Genomic DNA, 18,965 nt, shown 5'->3' on the forward strand with positions numbered 1-18,965 from the left:
TATTCTTATTTAATTGTTGCTAATAGTTTCTTTGCTTCATCCAACACACCATCTGTTGTGTTTTCGTAGTTATCAATGATACTTTCTAAGGTTGACTTCGCTTGGAATTTATCGTCCTTGCCAATGTAAGCTTTCGCCATTAGGATAAATCCTTTTGCAACCCAATAATCGTATGATGAGAAAGAATCCGAAATATCCATTGCTGATTTGATAGCGCCGTCATAATTCTTGTTCTTCACCTGCTGTTCAGCAACAAGATAGCGTGCTTCCGCGCCAGTTTCTGTCTTCGATTTTAAAGCCGCTAAGTTCAGCTCTTTCATACCATCCGAACCTTTGCTCGTCGATAAATATGCTTTCGCTGCATACAAATGTGCTTTAGCAATATCCTCTTCTGAAGCTTTACCATACTTCTTGATGATATTCGCATAGTTCAGCGTCTCTGTATAATCGCCGATATTGTAATAACTAACCAGCAAGTTGTTCACCGCCCAGCCGTAGTTCTCTTTATATTCGGATGTCAACTCTAACTTCTTCAACACTTGAACAGCTTCGTTATAAGCCTTGTTGCGCAAGTGTAACTTCGCAACAGATACCAATGTACGCTCCGTATAAGCCGAAGTCCAGTCGTTCATAATGATGTTGAAGTCATGCATTGCTTCTTTATCTTTTCCTAAAGCCGCATTGGACTCCGCGCGCAAGAAACGAGCATGTTTCTCCTGTATAGGCTTAGGGAATTTATCGAAGTAAGCATTTACAGCCTCGACAGTCGCTTGGTGGTTTCCACGATCAAACAAGGTGCGTGCTACAGAGAATGCATGTGCATCCTGCTCCGCGGTACTTAAGTCGCCAATATTCGTGCTTGTTGCATAACGGATGTAGCCTGAAGCATCACCTTTATCCAAATAAATATTCTCGATAGAAGCCAAAGCTTGTTTCGCTTCATCCGTTGTCGGATACTGATTAACAACGCGTTGGAATGTCGCTAATGCGGCATCATTATCATCTTTATTGTATTGTACTAAACCGATTGTAGTCAGCGCTCTTGGTACATAAGAACTTCTAGGGTATTGCTCTACCATCTTCTGGAGACCAGTGATTGCAAGATCATGCTGCCCCATCAAGAAATACGTGTATGGCACTTCGAAAGCAACATCATCTGCATAATTTGATTTCGGATATTTCGACATCACCGAATTTAAGGTCTCGATCTTGCCTTGGTTGTTTCCTTGAAGACCCAACAAGATACCTTTTTGGAATAAAGCGTAATCCTGGCTCTGTGCTCCCGACGCAATTAAACGATCGTAATAATTTGCTGCTTTGCTGTAGTTCTTAATGGCTAAGTAAGAGTCAGCCGCACGTGCCATCGCATCGTTTCTTGTATTCAAATCGATGCCATCTTTACCCCCCCCGGATAAGAAACGTTCGAAATAGTTCGCTGCTGTACTGTAGTTATCCGCACGGAAAGCCGCATAGGCTAAAGCATAGTTTGCATAGTTATAAACATCCGTTTTACGTGCTGCTGGCAGTTGCAAGAACTTATTGAAGTTAGCAACCGCTTCTTTATACTTACGAACTTCATACATAGCTTCCGCTTTCCAGTAGGTTGCTAAAGCAAAAATCTCCTCATCGTGACGGTTCGCTTCCGAACGCATGAACATGGAAATCGCATTCTCAAATGCTCGTTCGTTATAATATTCCAAACCGCGGTAGTAAGTTACCTTTTGGTATGCCGCGTTCGCTTCTTTACTTCTTCTATCAAGATCTTCTAACACGTCCACCGCTGCACGGTAGTTCTTCGTGCTCAGCAACACCTCCGCTAATAGCGTCTTCGCTTCTTCATTGCGTTTCGATCTTGGATACGTTTTAATATATTCCTGAACCGCATCCAAAGCCACTTGGTGGAATTCCAAATCATACGAAAGCTTCGCATAATTGAATAACCCCTCCTCTTTCAATTGTGGGTCAAAATCTAATTTCGAAGCACGGAAGAATGCATTTCTAGCGCTTTGCTTGTTGCCCGTTTTCAAGAATGAATCACCCAGCGTAATCATCGCACTTTGGAAGTACGCATCCGGCTCTTCCAATTTCTCTAGCTCCTGAATTGCCTTTTCATAGTTACCCAACTTATAATTGATATAACCGATTTGGTAGCTATCTTGATTATTCTGTGTCTTCCCTTGATCCTGCGCTTGGAATCTATCGTAGTATTCTTTTGATTTTGCTAAATCACCTTTGATAAAGTATGTAGCCGCAACGATGCGGAACATTTCCGTCTCGCTCTCTTGTTTTGTACTCTGCAGCTTCGGAAGTGCATAGGCCAAAACATCATCATAGCGCTTATCTAAGAAATACAAGGCAGTGATGTAATAAGGATATGAATTCTCGTATGTTTTTGAACCTTCTAAGCGCTCAAATTCGTTCAACGCAGTTTTGTATTCCTGATCTAAGTAGCTTAAGTAAGCATAGTAATAAATCGATGCCTCTTGATACTGTCCGGACTTATCTTTCAACTCGGTAAATACCGGTTTTGAAGCCGCATAATCACCTGTCATAAATTTAGCGTAGGCAAGCTTGAAACGGTACTCCGTATTCTCTGCTCCTGCTAAGTTTTTGCTATCGATTTTTTCAAACCATTCAATCGCTTTAGCATAATCTTGCTTCGCATAGTATGACTTACCAATTTGGAAGTAAGCAGCCTTTGAGTTCGCCGAAGCCGGGTAGTCGCGAATGTATTTTAAGAACCTGTTTTCAGCGTCCGACTCACCAAGCTCTAAAGCACAAACCGCTTGAAAGAAACGAACGTTTTCTTTCAATAAACTTAACTCTTCGGTTTCATCCAATTGCAAGGTAGATTTCGTTCTGATTTCCTCTACTTTATCAAACTGCTTTGCCGCTGAACTGTATTTCCCGCGCTCATAAAGCTCTAAGCCTTCTTTATAAGCCTTATTCACCTCCTGCCAAGCCGAATGCTGCGCGAATACAGGTGTACTCAATAAGGTCAAAGCCACACCTACCTGGTAAATTTTTTTATACATACGATCGATTACTCCTTTTTTATGAATGCTTCCCAATTTTAAAAATATGTGTCAAAAACCTTCGCTTTGTGATACAATATCTTCAACCTACGAAATTAAAAGATAAGTTCAATGTTTTCCTCAAAAGTTGTTAACACCTGTTAATAACCACGGTATTTTAACAATGTTTAACATTATGAATATCTCAAATAGATAACAATAGAATGTTAGGCATTTATGAACCTTTTATAATATATTTTTCCAAAAGCAAAGGGCTGCCCAAACAGACAGCCCTTCGCTATATTTTTATCATGAAAATGATTAGCTTCCTCTTTGTCCGGCCAATAAATATAGAACGGCCATACGCACCGCTACACCATTCTCCACCTGATCCAAAATAATGGAATGACTACTATCGGCTACATCCGAAGTGATCTCCACCCCTCTGTTGATCGGGCCCGGGTGCATGATGACAATCTCTTTATCTAGGGAGTCTAAAATCTCTTTGTTCAAACCGTACAACATTGAGTATTCGCGAAGGGATGGGAAATAAGCGATATCCTGACGCTCCAACTGTATACGAAGCATGTTTGCCACATCACACCAGTTTAAAGCTTTCATTAAGTCATGCTCAACTTTCACACCCAATGAACGGATATATTTTGGAATCAATGTCGTCGGACCACAAACCATTACCTCGGCACCCTGCTTTTGCAAACAAAGAATGTTGGACAAGGCAACACGCGAGTGAAGAATATCACCAATAATAGCTACTTTCTTTCCAGCCACATCGCCCAAGCGTTCGCGAATAGAGAAAGAGTCTAGTAGCGCTTGCGTCGGGTGCTCATGCGCGCCGTCGCCCGCATTCACAATTTGCGCATCCACGTGACGGCTCAAGAAAACTCCAGCCCCAGCATAGGGATGGCGCATCACGATCATATCCACCTTCATTGCCAGGATATTGTTAACCGTGTCAATCAAGGTTTCGCCTTTACTTACCGACGAAGATGATGCTGCAAAATTAATGATATCTGCAGAAAGACGCTTTTCTGCTAATTCGAATGATAATCGCGTACGCGTCGAGTTTTCAAAGAATACATTCGCGATGGTAATATCTCTCAAAGAAGGCACCTTTTTAATCGGGCGATTCAATACATCTTTGAAATTTGCAGCCGTATCCAAAATCAATTGGATGTCGTTGCTATTTAAATCCTTGATACCTAACAGATGGCGGGTACTAAGTTGTTCGGATGTTGACATTTGTTAAATGTTAAACAATAAAAAATCACTATTTCTTCTCGGTGATCAGCACAATGCTATCGCTGTCATCTACTTCTTTCCAGCTAACGATCACTTTCTGCGAGTCGATTGAATCGACCTGAATACCGATGTAATCCGGTTGGATAGGAATTTGTCTGGAGAATCGGCGATCCACCAAAACCATCAATTCAATGCGCTTTGCTCTACCGAATGCCTGAATCGCATCCATTGCAGATCGGATGGTACGTCCAGTCCAAAGCACATCATCCACAAAGATGACATCCTTGTCGTCTACAATAAAATCAATATGGGTACTGTTGGCTAATAATGGTGATTGACCTTTCATACGGAAATCATCACGATAAAAAGTAATATCCAAAATACCAAGCGGTACTTCGACTCCAGTCATCTCCTTAATCTCCTGAATCAAACGCTCCGCCAGATACGTCCCGCGGGGTTGAATACCAATGATTACGGCATTACTGAAATCTCCATGATTTTCAATTAATTGTTGAGACAATCGCTTAAGCGTAATCTGAAACTTGGGTCCATCTAATAATATCGATTGTTTCATTTATGGATTTATTTAGGCAAACTTAAGGCATTTTTTCGAAAAATCGTAATCATCAGGCCTGAACTTCGCACATAAAAACTTTCATCGCTTTCTGGAAACAGCCTCAGGAATAAAAGTTCTTTATGGCCTTTGAAAACAAAAAAATTATAAAGAAAAAGCAGCTTAAAATCTAAGCTGCTTTTTATCAAATATTTAATTCCCTTCGAATAGTGGTCGGTAAACTTCGAAAATCTTGTTCACCTCATCCAGCAATTCTTTCTGGTTTGCATCAGTCAGAACACGCTGATAGTTTTGGATAGATGCCAAACCGAAGCGCATATTTCTATATTCCAAGTTAGGCTTCGATTCTGCAATCGCAGTGTAATAAGCCATATTCTCGCGCAAATACTTCAGATTACGTTTTGTAATCTCGTTTGCCTTATCCTTCTCACCCACCTTATACATCGCATCGATCAAGCTGGCATAGCTAAATACCTCAGCCATCTGATAAACGCGCTTAGGCATATTCTCATAAGCATTGTTCACCAATTTCTTCGCCTCCGTTGTTTTGCCCATCGCTAATAAGTTCTGTGCCGTTTCACCAAACAGTGAACCTACATACATGGAAATATAGCGGTACGAATCCGGATCTAAGTATTTAGAGTGCGCAATATTGCCCCATTGGAACTTGTTTATAATATTATTGTAAGTACCTTCCACATCGGAGATAGGCTCATTGTTGCTTGCTGAGTCCGCAGCCAAGGCTACAGGCATCAAACGCAAAGCAAAACCTTCAGAAACCATATACTTATTCAAGCCGATCATATTCTCATCTGGCGTAGTCGTCGTGAAATAGATCGGGCGTTTCCAGTTATTATTTGCTAAGATCGAAAGCAATGATAATTCCGCACGGCTTACAATGTTCATACTGTAATTCCATTTCATAGTATCAACAATTGCATCTTCCCATTCCTTAGGAACAACCTTGTTCGCGATAACCGCCGCTTTATCTACGGTGTATTGCATTTTCTTCGTTGGCAATACGTTTGCATATTCGCCACTTTGCAATTGCACCATGTTCTGTTGGTTGTCCGACAACATGATATCTAACAAAGTCTTGATTTCGATATTTTCAGGAACGTTGAAGTCATTATAATAGATCACATCGCGTACCCCATCTTTAATTTTCTCTGGATCGATGTTAATCGGCAATGCATCAGCTTCATTCACCTTATGCATCATCTGCTTCATGTACCAGTCTGCGCTCAATAAACTCAAGTTCACTACACGTACGTCTGGGCGGAAGTTTTCGACCTCCTGCACATACCATAAAGGGTAAGTATCGTTATCCCCGTAGCTGAATAAAATGGCATTTGGTGCACAAGACTCCAGATAGTTCTTCGCCATATCACGAGCCAACGATTTTTCCGAACGATCATGATCGTCCCAGTTCTGGCTAGCCAGCAATACCGGACCTGCCAAGAACGAAACTGCCGTCGCAGCAATCGCCGCATTCTTCGCATTGATCTTGCCACTCAATTTCTCCGCAATCCATATCACGCCCAGACCTATCCAAATACTAAAGGCATAGAACGAACCTACATAGGCATAATCACGCTCGCGCGGCTGCATAGGCGTCTGATTCAAATACAAAACAATCGCCAGACCGGTAAAGAAGAACAATAACGCAACAACAGCAGCGTCACGGTTCTGTTTTTTAAACTGCCATAAAGCTCCTAAAACTCCCAGGATCAAAGGCAAGAAGAAATAGGTATTACGACCCGCATTTTCTTTCTCGCTAGTCGGCAACACATTTTGACCGCCCAAACGAATATTATCTATAGGTTTGATTCCCGAAATCCAGTTCCCTTCCGTAAAAGATCCATGTCCCTGCTGATCGTTCTGACGACCAACAAAGTTCCACATGAAATAACGGCTATACATATGCCCAATCTGATAGGTAAAGAAGAAGTTCAAGTTATTGCCCATCGAAGGCTTATCACCCGCCCCCATACTCAGCCAATCACGATAGAAGCCTTCATGCTTATCCGAGTAAACACGAGGGAATAAGGTCGTATGATCGAAGGTATAATCGTATTTCTTTTTAGCAACGACATATTTATTACCATCCTTACGGTAAACATTGCCTGTTTCAAAAATATCCGTAGGCTTCGCATCAAAGTAACGCCCGCTCAATAAAGGTTCATCGCCATATTGCTCACGGTTCAGGTAGCTTAAGAATGTGAAAGCGTTGTCCGGATCCGAGTTATTTAAGGTTGGGTTTGCCTTCGCACGGATCAAGATCATCGAGAATGAACTATAACCGAAGATGATAAAGGAAACACTCAATAACGCTATATTTAAGATAGGCTTCACATGCTTGATCGAATACCATAAACCGAACAACAACCCACCCACAACTAATAAAGCAAAAAATGTAACGCCTGTACCGAAACCTAGTCCTAACGTGTTCACAAAGAATAAATCAGTATACGCAGCAAACTTGATCAAGTATTGGATAATACCCCATAATACCAATCCTAAGACTACAACACCGATACCTAAAGCTTTGAAAACACCAACGGAAGTAACAGTTTGTGCTCTGCGGAAGTAAACAACTAAAGCAATTGCCGGAATAACCAACAAGTTCAATAAGTGGACTCCAATCGATAAGCCCATAACATAGGCAATTAGTAGTAACCATTTATCTGCACCAGGCTCGTCTGCGCGAACCTCCCACTTTAATATCGCCCAGAATACTACCGCCGTACATAAAGACGACATCGCATAAACTTCCGATTCTACAGCCGAAAACCAAAAGGTGTCGGTAAAGGTATAGGCTAAAGCACCAACAACACCGGCGCCCATAATATTAATCAATGCTGATTGAGAAACCTCTGCGGTGCGAGAAAACTTCACATAAGCCTTGCGAGCCAATGCGGTAATTGTCCAGAACAAAAACAAAATGGTCATACCGCTACATACAGCAGACCCTATATTCATCCAATAAGCAATTTGCGTTCTATCGCCCATCGCCAGGTTCGAGAATACGTTTTGGATCATTAAGAATAATGGAGCTCCCGGTTGGTGAACAATCTGCATCTTATAAGCAGATGCAATAAACTCACCTGTATCCCACCAACTCGTGGTCTTCTCTGCCGTTAAAACATAAACCAAGGTCGCTATTATACCACAGGCCCATCCCAACAGATTATTCAGTTTCGTATAATTCATACTAAATGATAAGGTTTTCAAAAATCTGCTTCGAAAATAAGGATTCCTGAGTACATTCAAACAAATAGTTTCGCTTTTTACAAGCAGATTTTCACGATTCCCCTTAACAGAACGCCTAGAGCACGATTCTCTAAAAAAATATTACACTGAAAATCAGTATATTTAATAATAAACGTCATTTTTTATTTGCAGAATAGAAAAGTCGACGTATATTTGCATCGTCAAAAGGGAACAAAACCGGATGACAAACTGAAAGATTGCCCAATAGTATAATGGTAGTACGACGGTTTTTGGTGCCGTTTGTCTTGGTTCGAATCCAGGTTGGGCAACTCTCCAAAATAAAAGGACTGAAGAAATTCAGTCCTTTTTTTATGCCCTTTTTTCAACACGAAATTGATTAATATAACCGTTTTTATTTTGCATTAGCTAGCAAGTCTAAATAGTATTCCTTAATGACGTAGGGTAAATTAACAATATCCTGCATCTTGACGTCCCATGCTTTGGTCTGTCCGTTATGGAATCGAATAAGCTTAGCCTCGGGATCAAAAACAGCAGGCTGTACTTTTCCTTCGGCAAAGTAGTCTCCAGGAATTGGCAGATCTCCTTTTTTACCCAATCTTACACTTTGCTCCCCACCAAGAATTAGCCATTCGCCTGTAGAAGGTCGCCAAACGGCTATCTCTGCACGTCCATCTCCGTTATAATCAGCAGGTACAGGCACGTCTCCTTTCTCTCCAAACGGCACATTGCCTACCTCCTGTATATACCAGGTATTGTTTTGAAAACGCCATACGGCAATTTCAGCAGCCCCGTCACCATCGTAATCCGCCGGAACAGGCAAAGACTGTTCCCAACCATGCGTCAGCAACTCTTTTCCCGCGATGTTCCATTGCGCCGTCTTTGTGTCCCAAACCGCCAAGTCCGCGATCCCATCCCCGTCATAATCTGCCGGAACCGGAACCTCTCCAGCTTTCCCAAACGCTAATGTAACACCATCCTTCGCTATAAAGTTTCCTTTATCCAATTGATAAACCAAAGGCTCTGTTCTGCCATTCCTATTTCTATAAGTCGCAACAGCTACCCCCTTCGCATTCCAATTCGAGAATTTCAATTTGTTGTCCAAATTCATCCAATTCCCATTTTCATAGCTGAATAAATCCGATTTTCCGTCGCCATCAAAATCGAAAATGCGACTACCCGAGGGATTCCTAAAGAGTGGCACTTCAAATCGTGAATCATCGTCGGTTTCTTCATAGTCATGATATGGCGAAAAAGTCTTTATCGAAATTTTATCCTGATCCAGATCAAACGTCATTAACCGCATCATCCCATTACCACCCATTGCACGACTTTGATAGTCCGACAAGTAACTACGCACGGTATTTCCAGCATAGGTATCCTGCCTATATCCCTCTCCATTATCACCAACATGGCCTCCAAGCATAGCCACAAGATTCGGATACACTTTCAGTCGGTTATAGATGCGGCTGGCCTGTTTACCAAACGGCGCCATTTCCCCTTGGTTGGTTCCTGCCGTCTTGTTCAAAAACAGCGTATAATGACAAACTACAATCGCTTTATGATCGGCGTATTTTTCCAAAAGATCAGCCGCCCAATCGTTCATTTGGTCTTGCTGCTCATCAAATGCATCATATTCTATATAAATCACGATGAACGCTTGTCCATGCGCCTTAAACAAGTCGTAATGGCTATCATTATCCGAACCGAAATGTCCGGCGTAGTAGGATTTGTTCTTGAAATGATCAACCCCAAAATATTTGTTGTATCCGTCTGTACGTCCGGATTTGGCAAACTGGCTAGCCACTTGATCATGATTACCGATCGCTAGTCCATAGGGCATCCCATCGGCTAGTCCAGGCAACGGAGCCTCTAGTGCATACATTGCTTTTGCGGCTAATTCCCACTCTCTGGGCTTATGATCGCCGTGATCCGTAATATCTCCTAAATGAATCGTGTAAGCAATATTCTCCGCTTTAGCGTTTTCACGAATCCACTTGATTTGCGATTCGAACAGGCTAATATCGGCGCCTTGACTCTCGGCCGTATAATATTGTGTGTCTGGCAAGACAGCAATAGAAAACTTTTTAGGCTGTTTTTGTTGTGCTTGAGTCAAGCTGAAGGTTGACAGCGCACAAGCAATTATTAATGATATGGAAAACTTATTTTTCATATTAATATCCTGGATTCTGTTCTAATTTAGGGTTTACGCCTATTTCAGAAAAAGGAATAGGCAAGAGCAATTTGTTCGCATTGATATCATAAGAAGTGCTAGATAGATACGGATAATTTGCCTTCATCCAAACCGCATTGGCCTTCATGATTTCCACGGCCTTGCCACTGCGGAGCAGATCAAACCAACGATGATTTTCGAAGGCTAATTCCACACGACGTTCATGAAGGATAATATCTTTCAACTGCGCTTGATCAGTAACCGCAATCGCAGGAGCCGAAGGCATAGCACGCAATCTAACCTTATTTAAATAGGGTAAAGCGGCTTGTGAATTTCCCATTTCATTGTAAACTTCTGCCATCAACAATAGCGCATCCGCATATCGAAATACTGGCCAGTTGTCATTTGTGTTGTTAGGATTGACATGTGGATTAAGATATTTTTTAATATAAGGTACACCCACCTTACCTGCTGGCGCCTTGTAGCCGGTCACCGCTTTATTAGCTTCCAACTTAAAATAGTTGCTGGCGTCGTAAGTTCCTTCGGCGATACCGATAGAGGCCTCCAGTCTTGAATCGCCCGCCTCATATGCGGCAATCATCTCTTTGGTCGGCGTATTCCATCCTCCTCCGGTGTTCGAGGTGTTATTGGATGCTACCCCAAACGTAATCGGAGCCGTATTGTAACATCGTGGGAGAAAGGTATAGATAAAATCACTCTGCATACCATCTGTTAAACCTTCCTTAAACTGAACTTCGAACAAGGACTCTTTGCTATTTTTATTGCTGGTTTTGAAAACATCCTCATACTTCGGAAGAAGTTCATAGCCCATCGTTTCTATTGATTTCAATAGGGAAATTGCTTTTGCATATTCCTTACGTGTCGCGTATACTTTCGCAAGCAACATACTGGCAGCTCCTTTAGTCGCCTCGCCCGTTTGTGGAAATTTCTTCGGCGCATCTAATAGTTCGATTGCTTTTTCGGCATCAACAATAATTTGCGCATAGACATCATCTACCGAACTCTGCTCCTTGAATGCATCCGGTTCATTGACAACCTCAGTCAAGTAAAGCGGAACTCGACCAAAGTATTGGACCAATTTGAAATAATAGAACGCTCTCAAAAATCGAGCTTGTCCTTCAATCGATCGCTTAGCCTCCGCGGCAATATCAGCACCTTCCATTCTCCCAATAACAATATTGGCGCGAGAGATCCCCTGATAACTTTTCGTGTAAATCGAAGCACTATAATCGTTGCTCGAATTGTAAGTAAAATCTGCAATATCCTGCCGCATATAGATGGCTGTACCTTGATTTCCTGGATTATATTCATAATGCGTATTGTCGGACCGCATCTCTGAAGTGTAAAAATCAGGCCCCACTACGCGCAAGGGATTATATGCTGCATATAAAGCTTGACGGAAGTCATTCTCTGTTTTGAAAAATGTTTTCCCCGACATCTGATCCGAGGGAGATAACTCTAAAAACTGATTACAAGAAGTAATAAAGATCGTACTTGTGCATATTGCAAGGCGTATGATGGATTTTGTTGATATCAACAGTTTCATAATTATTTGATTGTTAGATTAAAGCCAAAAGAATAGATTCGCGGAACAGGGTAAGCATTTTCATCAATACCGATTCCCATCCCTTCCAGTCCATTAAGACTGATCTCCGGATTCATGCCCGAGTAATTCATGAGGTAAAAAATATTTTGAACAGAAGTATAGGCGCGCAGATGCTGCAAAGCCTTACTCTTTAGCGGAATGGTATACCCTAAGGTAATATTCTTGATTGCCAAATATGAACCATCCTCTATCCATTGATCGTTGACATTACGCCCCCAAGAAGTACTTCCCGACAATGTACGCGGAAATTTCCCTGAGCCTGGATTTTCCACCGACCGCCAACGGTCTGCTGCTTCTGCCAACACATTTCGCGCGCCGTCCATATTGGTTAAGTATGCCCATTTCGCAGGAAGGATTAGTTTACCTCCATAAGAGCCAGCAAAGGTGAAGCTCAAATCAACTTCCTTATACTTGAAATTATTGATAAATCCATACAAGAATTTTGGATTAGGATTCCCGATAAACGTACGATCGTTCTCGTTAATAACGCCATCTCCATTAAGATCTTTAATTTTTATGGTGCCAATATTAATCTTATCATATTTGCCCGCAGCCTGCAAGTCTGCTTCATCCTTGATCAGTCCTTCATTGATAAAACCAAAGAACATCCCTAAAGGATAACCCTCCTGATTCCGATAATAGTCAGCAGAAATATTGTTAAAGCGGCGGAAATAGCCGGGGCTCACCAATTTTTCGATTCTATTTCGATCGAACGTCATGTTGAAATTACTATTCCATTGTACTTCGCCAAATTGAAAATTAGCACCAAGACTAAACTCATGGCCCCAAAACTTAACCGAGCCGACATTAGACATTATGCTCGTAAAACCAGATGCTTGGTCGATGGGACGGGATTGGATTAGACCGTCCGACAATTTATTGTAATAGTCATAGGTAAACGTTAGCTTATTATCAAAAAGCTCCAAGTCCAAACCAATATCTAGCTGTTTGGTCTTTTCCCAAGCCAAAAAGTCGTTACCTAGCGACACAACCGTGCTTCCTGGTACCAACGATCCATTAATGATATAATTCGACGCACCTATTTGTTGAATATGCGTGTAATTACCAATGTTGTTATTTCCGGTTACCCCGTAGCTACCCCTAATTTTAAGCAGGTTAATTGACCTGATTGGCGACATAAAATCTTCCTTACTTGCTACCCATCCGGCCGATATTGCCGGGAAAGTTCCGTAGCGCTCATTGGCACCAAATCTGGACGATCCATCACGGCGGATAGAAAGACCCAATAAATATTTACTATCGTAATTATAGTTCAACCTGCCAATCGTGGATAGCAAAGCATAGCTTGCTGAGTTGCTTGTTCCGCCAGTTATGTTCGTTGCAGCATTTAAGTACGGAACGTCATCAGAAGTATAGTTTTGACCATTAACGCGATTCGACATCTGTTGAAAGGATTGTGCGGAGTAGCCCGCTAACAGCTCGAGATTGTGCAAACCAAACGATTTATTATAGCTCGCATTTAATTCTGCCGTATAGCTGTAATTCTCTACCGCACTGCTGATACCTGTAGCGATTGTATTCGTATTTAATATTGATGGTGCAAAAAACTGCCGCATTTCTTTCCCCATATCAACGCCGGCTAAACCCTTGATACTTAAGCCTGAGATGATTTCATATTCCGCAAAGGCATTCCCTAAAATGCGAGTGGTGTTATAGTCGTCAACCGTCAATTCATACCGTGCCAAAGGGTTTATATAACTCACCATTCCCGGAGAGCTCACAAAACGCGTATAGGAACCATCTTCTTGATAAGGGCTAAACAAGGGACTGGCTTCCGAAGCCTTCTGAACAATACCTTGAATACCATCGTCTAATCGATTATTATGATCTTTACGGTAGCTTGGCGCCAAGTTTACCCCGAGTTTCAATTTGTTATCGACCATATTGTAGGTTTGATTTAATCGTAATGAAAATAGCTTTGTCCCGCTATTCACAACAACCCCCTGCTGATCCTGGTATCCTGCAATAACTGTCGTGGATGATTTTTCGTTTGCCGTGCTTAAACTGATATCATAATTCTGCTGTGGAGCGGTGCGGGTAAGCACGCTGAACCAATCAGTTCCCACCCCATACTGATCTGGATTTTGATATTCATCAGGAATCTTACCGGTAAATTTCTCATACTTAATCATGTCCTCAAAGCGCTCCTTCATAAACGTAGCATACTGATGCGCATTCATCATAACCGGTATGCCACGTTTAGGGATTTTTTGAATGGCATAGTTGCCTGAAAAATCAATCTTCGTCCCTTCCCCCGCCTTTGCCTTTTTCGTTGTGATCAAAATAACGCCGTTTGAAGCTCGCGACCCATACAGTGCGGTCGCAGAAGCGTCTTTCAGAATACTGATTGCCTGAATTTCAGCTGGATTAATGTTATTGATACTTCCTGTTATGGGCATCCCATCGACCACGAATAAGGGATCCGAGCCCGAATTTAAAGATGCCGCACCGCGAATACGCCAGGACATCCCTCTACCCGGCTGTCCCGATGTCTGAAAAATCTGAACGCCTGGGGTTCTTCCTTGCAATTGCTGGGCAAATTGACTGACCGGCATATCTTGAAGCTCCTCGGTCTGTATCTGTTGAATGGAACCTGTAACTTCGTTTCGCTTTTGTTTTCCATAAGAAACGTTGATTTCATCGAGCAAATTCCCTGTAGCCTGTAGTTCAATCGATAAGTTTCGAACTTTATCACCGCTCATTTTAAGGGAAGTTTGATAACTATTGAAGCCCAGATAGGAGACTTTAAGTTCCACATTTTTGGTCGAAGAAACTGAAAATGAAAAATGTCCTCCTTCATCAGTTTGTGTCTGAATTGGCGTACCTAAAACTCGAATGGATGCGCCATCAATAGGATTTCCTTTTTCATCCACTACGGTGCCCTGAAATTTAACGGGCGCAGGTTGAGGTTTGAGATAAATATTTTTACCTTCAATTTGATAAACTAGACCTAAATCATCTTTTAGATAGCTCAGAACTTGTTGAAGGGAATTAAATGTTGTTGTTCTTATCGTTCTTTTACTCGAAATTTCTTTCGGATTGAACATAAAGTTATAGCTGGATTGCGATTGAACTTGTTCTAAAAAATTCTCCAACGTACTATTTGCCGCGGGAATACTTAGACTCGTATTAGCAATCACTTGGGCTTTTATATGAGAAGCATGAGAATATTGCAACATAGCGTAGCAAATAACACAGGCTAGAAAGTGCTTTGTCATAGCGTATTTAAAAGGAATATTATTTTTTCATGTGATAGATATGGACTATCGCTCTTTACGAGCGTTACGACTTCAACGGAAGCCTTCAGAAGCATGGTCAGCAAGTTTCAACGCGCTACTTCCACTTGATTTCGAAGACGAGCTTATTCGATATAAACCTCCTTCCCCTTAATCCTAAATCGGAAGCTATTAATTTGTTGTAATGACTTCAGCACATTTTCTAAAGACTCGTCTTTAAACTGTGCCGTGAAGAGTTGATCTGGAAAACGAGGAGTATCCATATTCACTTTCACCCCATACCAATCTTCTAATTTTTGGATTAGTACCGGCCAATTTGCTGCTTTGAAGCTAAGTATATTGGAAGTCCAAAGGTTCCAGTCGTTATCTTTTAAGCTGATCATGGAAACTTTTTTGTCTTTCAACGAATAGACAGCGCGCTCGCCCTTACTGACAAGCATTTTCTGAGATCCTATGCCGTTATTAGTTGTTAACTCAACAACTCCCGATAACATCGACAAGGCGTAGTTTCCATCGGCGTCTTTCAATTGGATATTGAAAGCGGTCCCTACGACTTTATTTTCAGCAAATTCGGTGTGCACGATGAAGGCGCGGGACGTATCTTTAGTCACATTAAAGAATGCTTCCCCTCGCTCCAGATACACATCGCGAGATGGTCCGGTAGAAAAGGAATCCTTATAACGTAGCGTGGAATTGGAGTTGAGCCAAACGATCGTTCCATCCGGAAAACCAACCTTTAAACGTTGGCCCGCTTTGCTGCTCACTTCCTTCCACTGAAAAGTCTCGTTGAGGCTAGCCTGTGTGTTTTGATGGGAAGGCGAAGAAAACTGTTGAAACAGCACCCAAGAAGCAACAATCAAGATGATAGCGGCGGCTGAAATCCACCTATACAAATATTGCTTTCCACCCGCTCTTTTTGTCCTAATGATAGGCTGATGGGCAGACAAGGCTTGCTCAATTTTGCTGTAAATCGTCTGTTGAATTCTTTTTTTCTGAAGCTCCGAGTAGGTCTCAGCTTGCGGATCGACGCGATCCAGCCATTTTTGAAGCCTCTCTTTCTCAGCTGTCGACAATTTGTCGTCCTCATAATGCTGCAGAAGTTTGGCAAGTTCGGATTCTGAATATTTTCTTTTTTCACTCATACACCTAGAAGAGCATAAAAAGAGGAATCAGTACTATACCATGTTCGTTAGCAAATGATTAAGAAATTGTGAACTGCTGTAATCGGCCTAAGCAAACCAACACAACGCAGTGTTGGTTTGCTTTTAACTACCTGTATTCGGCTGATTAACGAAAGAGATAGGCTATTATTTGCGCATAGGCAAGTCCTTCGATCAGAACTTTCAATCTTCGCTTTGACAATACCAATTGATTTTTAACGGTTTGCTCAGCAATAGCAAGTTGGGAAGCGATTTCCGCGGAGGACTGACCTTCAACATAATACATCAAGAATATTTCTTTTTGCTTGGGAGAAAGCTTGTTGATTTCTTTGTCCAATTGGCCTTCCAGTTCTTTCGTCAAAACGATATCTTCCATGTTTTCAGCAAGATCTTGAAGACTAAAGGCATAGCGCTCTTTCTTTTGTTGCAATTCAAGTGCGTTCCGCAGCCTTCGAACAACTTCGTTGCGTAGCATGACACGTAAATAAGCACTAGGATTGGACGCAATCACAATAGCTTCACGTCGCTCCCACAGCCGAATATAGAGGTCTTGGACAATATCTTGTGCTTCAGCTTCATCACGGGTCTTTGATAGAGCTGTCTGAAAAAGTGGGAACCAGGTCTCATTGTAAAATTTTTCAAAGGCATCTTTATCTCCGTACCTGATCGCTTCAAATAGTTCCAAAATATATTGATCGCGCATTTCCCAATCTTTAGCAAACAAAATTACCGTGTTAATATCAAGAAATGATAACCATAGTATTAGCTTTAAGTTAACCACTCCTATTGCCTATTATACTTTGATTAAAGCTGCCCTAATTCTTCCGGATGGGCGACAAGAAATATCGCGTCCACAAGGTAAACCCTATTGCTTTCCTTGTATGGACTAAAATACAACCATGCAAAAACATACTTCAAGAGTCCTCTACCGAGTTTCAAAAGAGCTCATTCGTGGCTTCTCCCTAGCCGCTACCGCTCAAACCCCTTTCAGACCCCTTTCAAACCCAATGTATAACCCTTTCAAGGCCGCTCAGAAAGGGCTATACATTGGGTTTGAAAGGAGAGACTAAAGGCAATGATCTGATGCATGTTGCTGCTGCTTATTTCGAGGATATGGATCGGTCTATGAGTGGATTTCGACACTTTTCTGTTGGAAACCGGGCAAAAACATAGGCTTATAAAACAGCAGTTTATATATTGTTTTAAATTCTCAAACATTTACCTAACTTTGCGGCAACATTAGGTTAAAAGCAAGCTAATGTTGGAGTAAGGAAAACAGTAATTGAAAATTCTTTAAATAAAAACCCCAAAAAATACCTCACCATGCCTTTGCAATTCAACACGGTAAAACTATTTGCTGGTTCTGGCACCCTAGAATTAGCAGAAAAAATTTCGAAAGCATACGGAAAACCCCTTGGCGACAAGACTCTTTCTAAATTTTCAGACGGAGAAATCCAACCTTTCTACAACGAATCTGTTCGTGGTAGCGACGTTTTCCTTATTCAGTCTACCAATCAACCTACAGACAATCTGCTAGAGTTGTTATTGATGATTGATGCTGCAAAGCGTGCTTCTGCCCACTACATCACTGCTGTAGTTCCTTATTTTGGTTTCGCACGTCAAGACCGTAAGGATAAGCCACGTGTGGCAATCGGCGCTAAGATGATCGCTAATCTGATCACCGCAGCTGGTGCTAGCCGCATCATGACGATGGACTTACACGCTGCCCAAATCCAAGGATTCTTCGATATCCCTGTTGACCACTTAGATGGTGCGATTATTTTCGTTCCTTACATCAAATCATTGAACTTAGAAAACTTGATGATTGCTTCGCCAGATATGGGCGGTTCATACCGTGCCCGTACGTTCGCAAAATTCTTCAATGCAGAGGTTGTCATCTGTGATAAACGCCGTAAACGTGCTAACGAAATCGAATCGATGTCGATTATTGGTGATGTAACAGGTCAGGATGTGGTATTGATCGATGATATCTGCGATACAGCAGGTACCTTATCAAAAGCAGCAGCCTTGATTATGGAGAACGGTGCTAGATCCGTTCGTGCGGTTTGTACACATGCCGTATTATCCGGAAAAGCATACGAGACAATCGAAAACTCGGTATTATCTGAAATGATCGTCACAGATACGATTCAGCTAAACCCTGAGAAAGCAGCAACATGCAGCAAAATTAGAGTATTGTCTACTGATAAACTTTTCGCTAACGCTATCAAAAACGTAAATGAACATGGTTCAATTTCGGATTTGTTTAATGTTGATTAGTATTTAGTAGTTAGTATTTAGTATAAAGACCTATGGCGGCCAATTTGGTCGCCATTTTTTTGTAGGTTTTTTGAGAGGAAGAATTCCTTGTTTTGAAATGATGCGTATTGTTTTGAAAAGGAGGATGCGTGTTGTTTTGAAAGGGAGGATGCGTATTGTTTTGAACCAGGAAAAAATGGATTTAAGGATTAACAGGATCTTGCTCATCTTTTTATCCTTCCTTTCCTGGTTCAGACAACCAAATTATCTTGCTCATCTTTTTATCCTTCCTTTTCTGGTTCAGACAACCAAATTGTCCTGCTCCTCTTTTTATCCTTGCTTTCCTGGTTCAAGACAAAGGCTCTAAAATCTAATGTCTTATATCTAACGTCTATTCCCGCCATAGGTCT

Annotated in this window: 10 protein-coding genes and 1 tRNA gene; 2 read left to right on the plus strand and 9 right to left on the minus strand. The window is 41.7% G+C overall.

Annotated elements, in window-relative coordinates:
- Positions 1 to 5: 5 nt before the first annotated feature.
- From QYC40_RS12965 to QYC40_RS12980, 4 genes are all read right to left on the minus strand, one after another.
- Positions 6 to 3,035 carry a tetratricopeptide repeat protein gene (locus QYC40_RS12965; protein ID WP_301990577.1) on the minus strand — a complete coding sequence of 1,010 codons (3,030 nt, stop codon included), beginning with the start codon at positions 3,033 to 3,035 and terminating at the stop codon, positions 6 to 8.
- A gap of 300 nt (positions 3,036 to 3,335) precedes the next feature.
- Positions 3,336 to 4,274, minus strand: coding sequence for an aspartate carbamoyltransferase catalytic subunit (locus tag QYC40_RS12970; protein WP_286652249.1), 939 nt, complete (start codon positions 4,272 to 4,274; stop codon positions 3,336 to 3,338).
- Between the two features lie 28 nt (positions 4,275 to 4,302).
- A complete protein-coding gene (gene pyrR, locus QYC40_RS12975; RefSeq protein WP_149526964.1) occupies positions 4,303 to 4,848 on the minus strand; it encodes a bifunctional pyr operon transcriptional regulator/uracil phosphoribosyltransferase PyrR in 546 nt (181 codons plus the stop codon).
- A gap of 192 nt (positions 4,849 to 5,040) precedes the next feature.
- Positions 5,041 to 8,061 (minus strand): DUF2723 domain-containing protein, encoded by a 3,021-nt coding sequence (locus tag QYC40_RS12980; protein WP_301990578.1) that lies wholly within the window; start codon positions 8,059 to 8,061, stop codon positions 5,041 to 5,043.
- 258 nt (positions 8,062 to 8,319) lie between these two features.
- On the opposite strand from QYC40_RS12980, the gene QYC40_RS12985 reads away from it, so the two are divergent.
- Positions 8,320 to 8,390, plus strand: a tRNA-Gln gene (locus QYC40_RS12985).
- 83 nt (positions 8,391 to 8,473) lie between these two features.
- On the opposite strand, the gene QYC40_RS12990 is transcribed toward QYC40_RS12985, so the two are convergent.
- From QYC40_RS12990 to QYC40_RS13010, 5 genes are all read right to left on the minus strand, one after another.
- Complete coding sequence (locus QYC40_RS12990) at positions 8,474 to 10,252, minus strand: FG-GAP-like repeat-containing protein (protein ID WP_301990579.1); 1,779 nt, start codon at positions 10,250 to 10,252, stop codon at positions 8,474 to 8,476.
- 1 nt (position 10,253) lies between these two features.
- Positions 10,254 to 11,819, minus strand: coding sequence for a RagB/SusD family nutrient uptake outer membrane protein (locus QYC40_RS12995; protein ID WP_301990580.1), 1,566 nt, complete (start codon positions 11,817 to 11,819; stop codon positions 10,254 to 10,256).
- Between the two features lie 2 nt (positions 11,820 to 11,821).
- Positions 11,822 to 15,118 carry a SusC/RagA family TonB-linked outer membrane protein gene (locus QYC40_RS13000; RefSeq protein WP_301990581.1) on the minus strand — a complete coding sequence of 1,099 codons (3,297 nt, stop codon included), beginning with the start codon at positions 15,116 to 15,118 and terminating at the stop codon, positions 11,822 to 11,824.
- Positions 15,119 to 15,261: 143 nt separating this feature from the next.
- A complete protein-coding gene (locus QYC40_RS13005) occupies positions 15,262 to 16,278 on the minus strand; it encodes a FecR family protein (RefSeq protein ID WP_301990582.1) in 1,017 nt (338 codons plus the stop codon).
- Positions 16,279 to 16,423: 145 nt separating this feature from the next.
- Positions 16,424 to 16,999, minus strand: coding sequence for an RNA polymerase sigma factor (locus tag QYC40_RS13010; protein ID WP_301990583.1), 576 nt, complete (start codon positions 16,997 to 16,999; stop codon positions 16,424 to 16,426).
- 620 nt (positions 17,000 to 17,619) lie between these two features.
- Here QYC40_RS13010 and QYC40_RS13015 point away from each other — a divergent pair.
- Positions 17,620 to 18,576 (plus strand): ribose-phosphate pyrophosphokinase, encoded by a 957-nt coding sequence (locus tag QYC40_RS13015; protein WP_301990584.1) that lies wholly within the window; start codon positions 17,620 to 17,622, stop codon positions 18,574 to 18,576.
- The last annotated feature ends 389 nt before the right edge of the window (positions 18,577 to 18,965 follow it).

The organism is Sphingobacterium sp. BN32 (assembly GCF_030503615.1).
Taxonomy (GTDB): domain Bacteria; phylum Bacteroidota; class Bacteroidia; order Sphingobacteriales; family Sphingobacteriaceae; genus Sphingobacterium.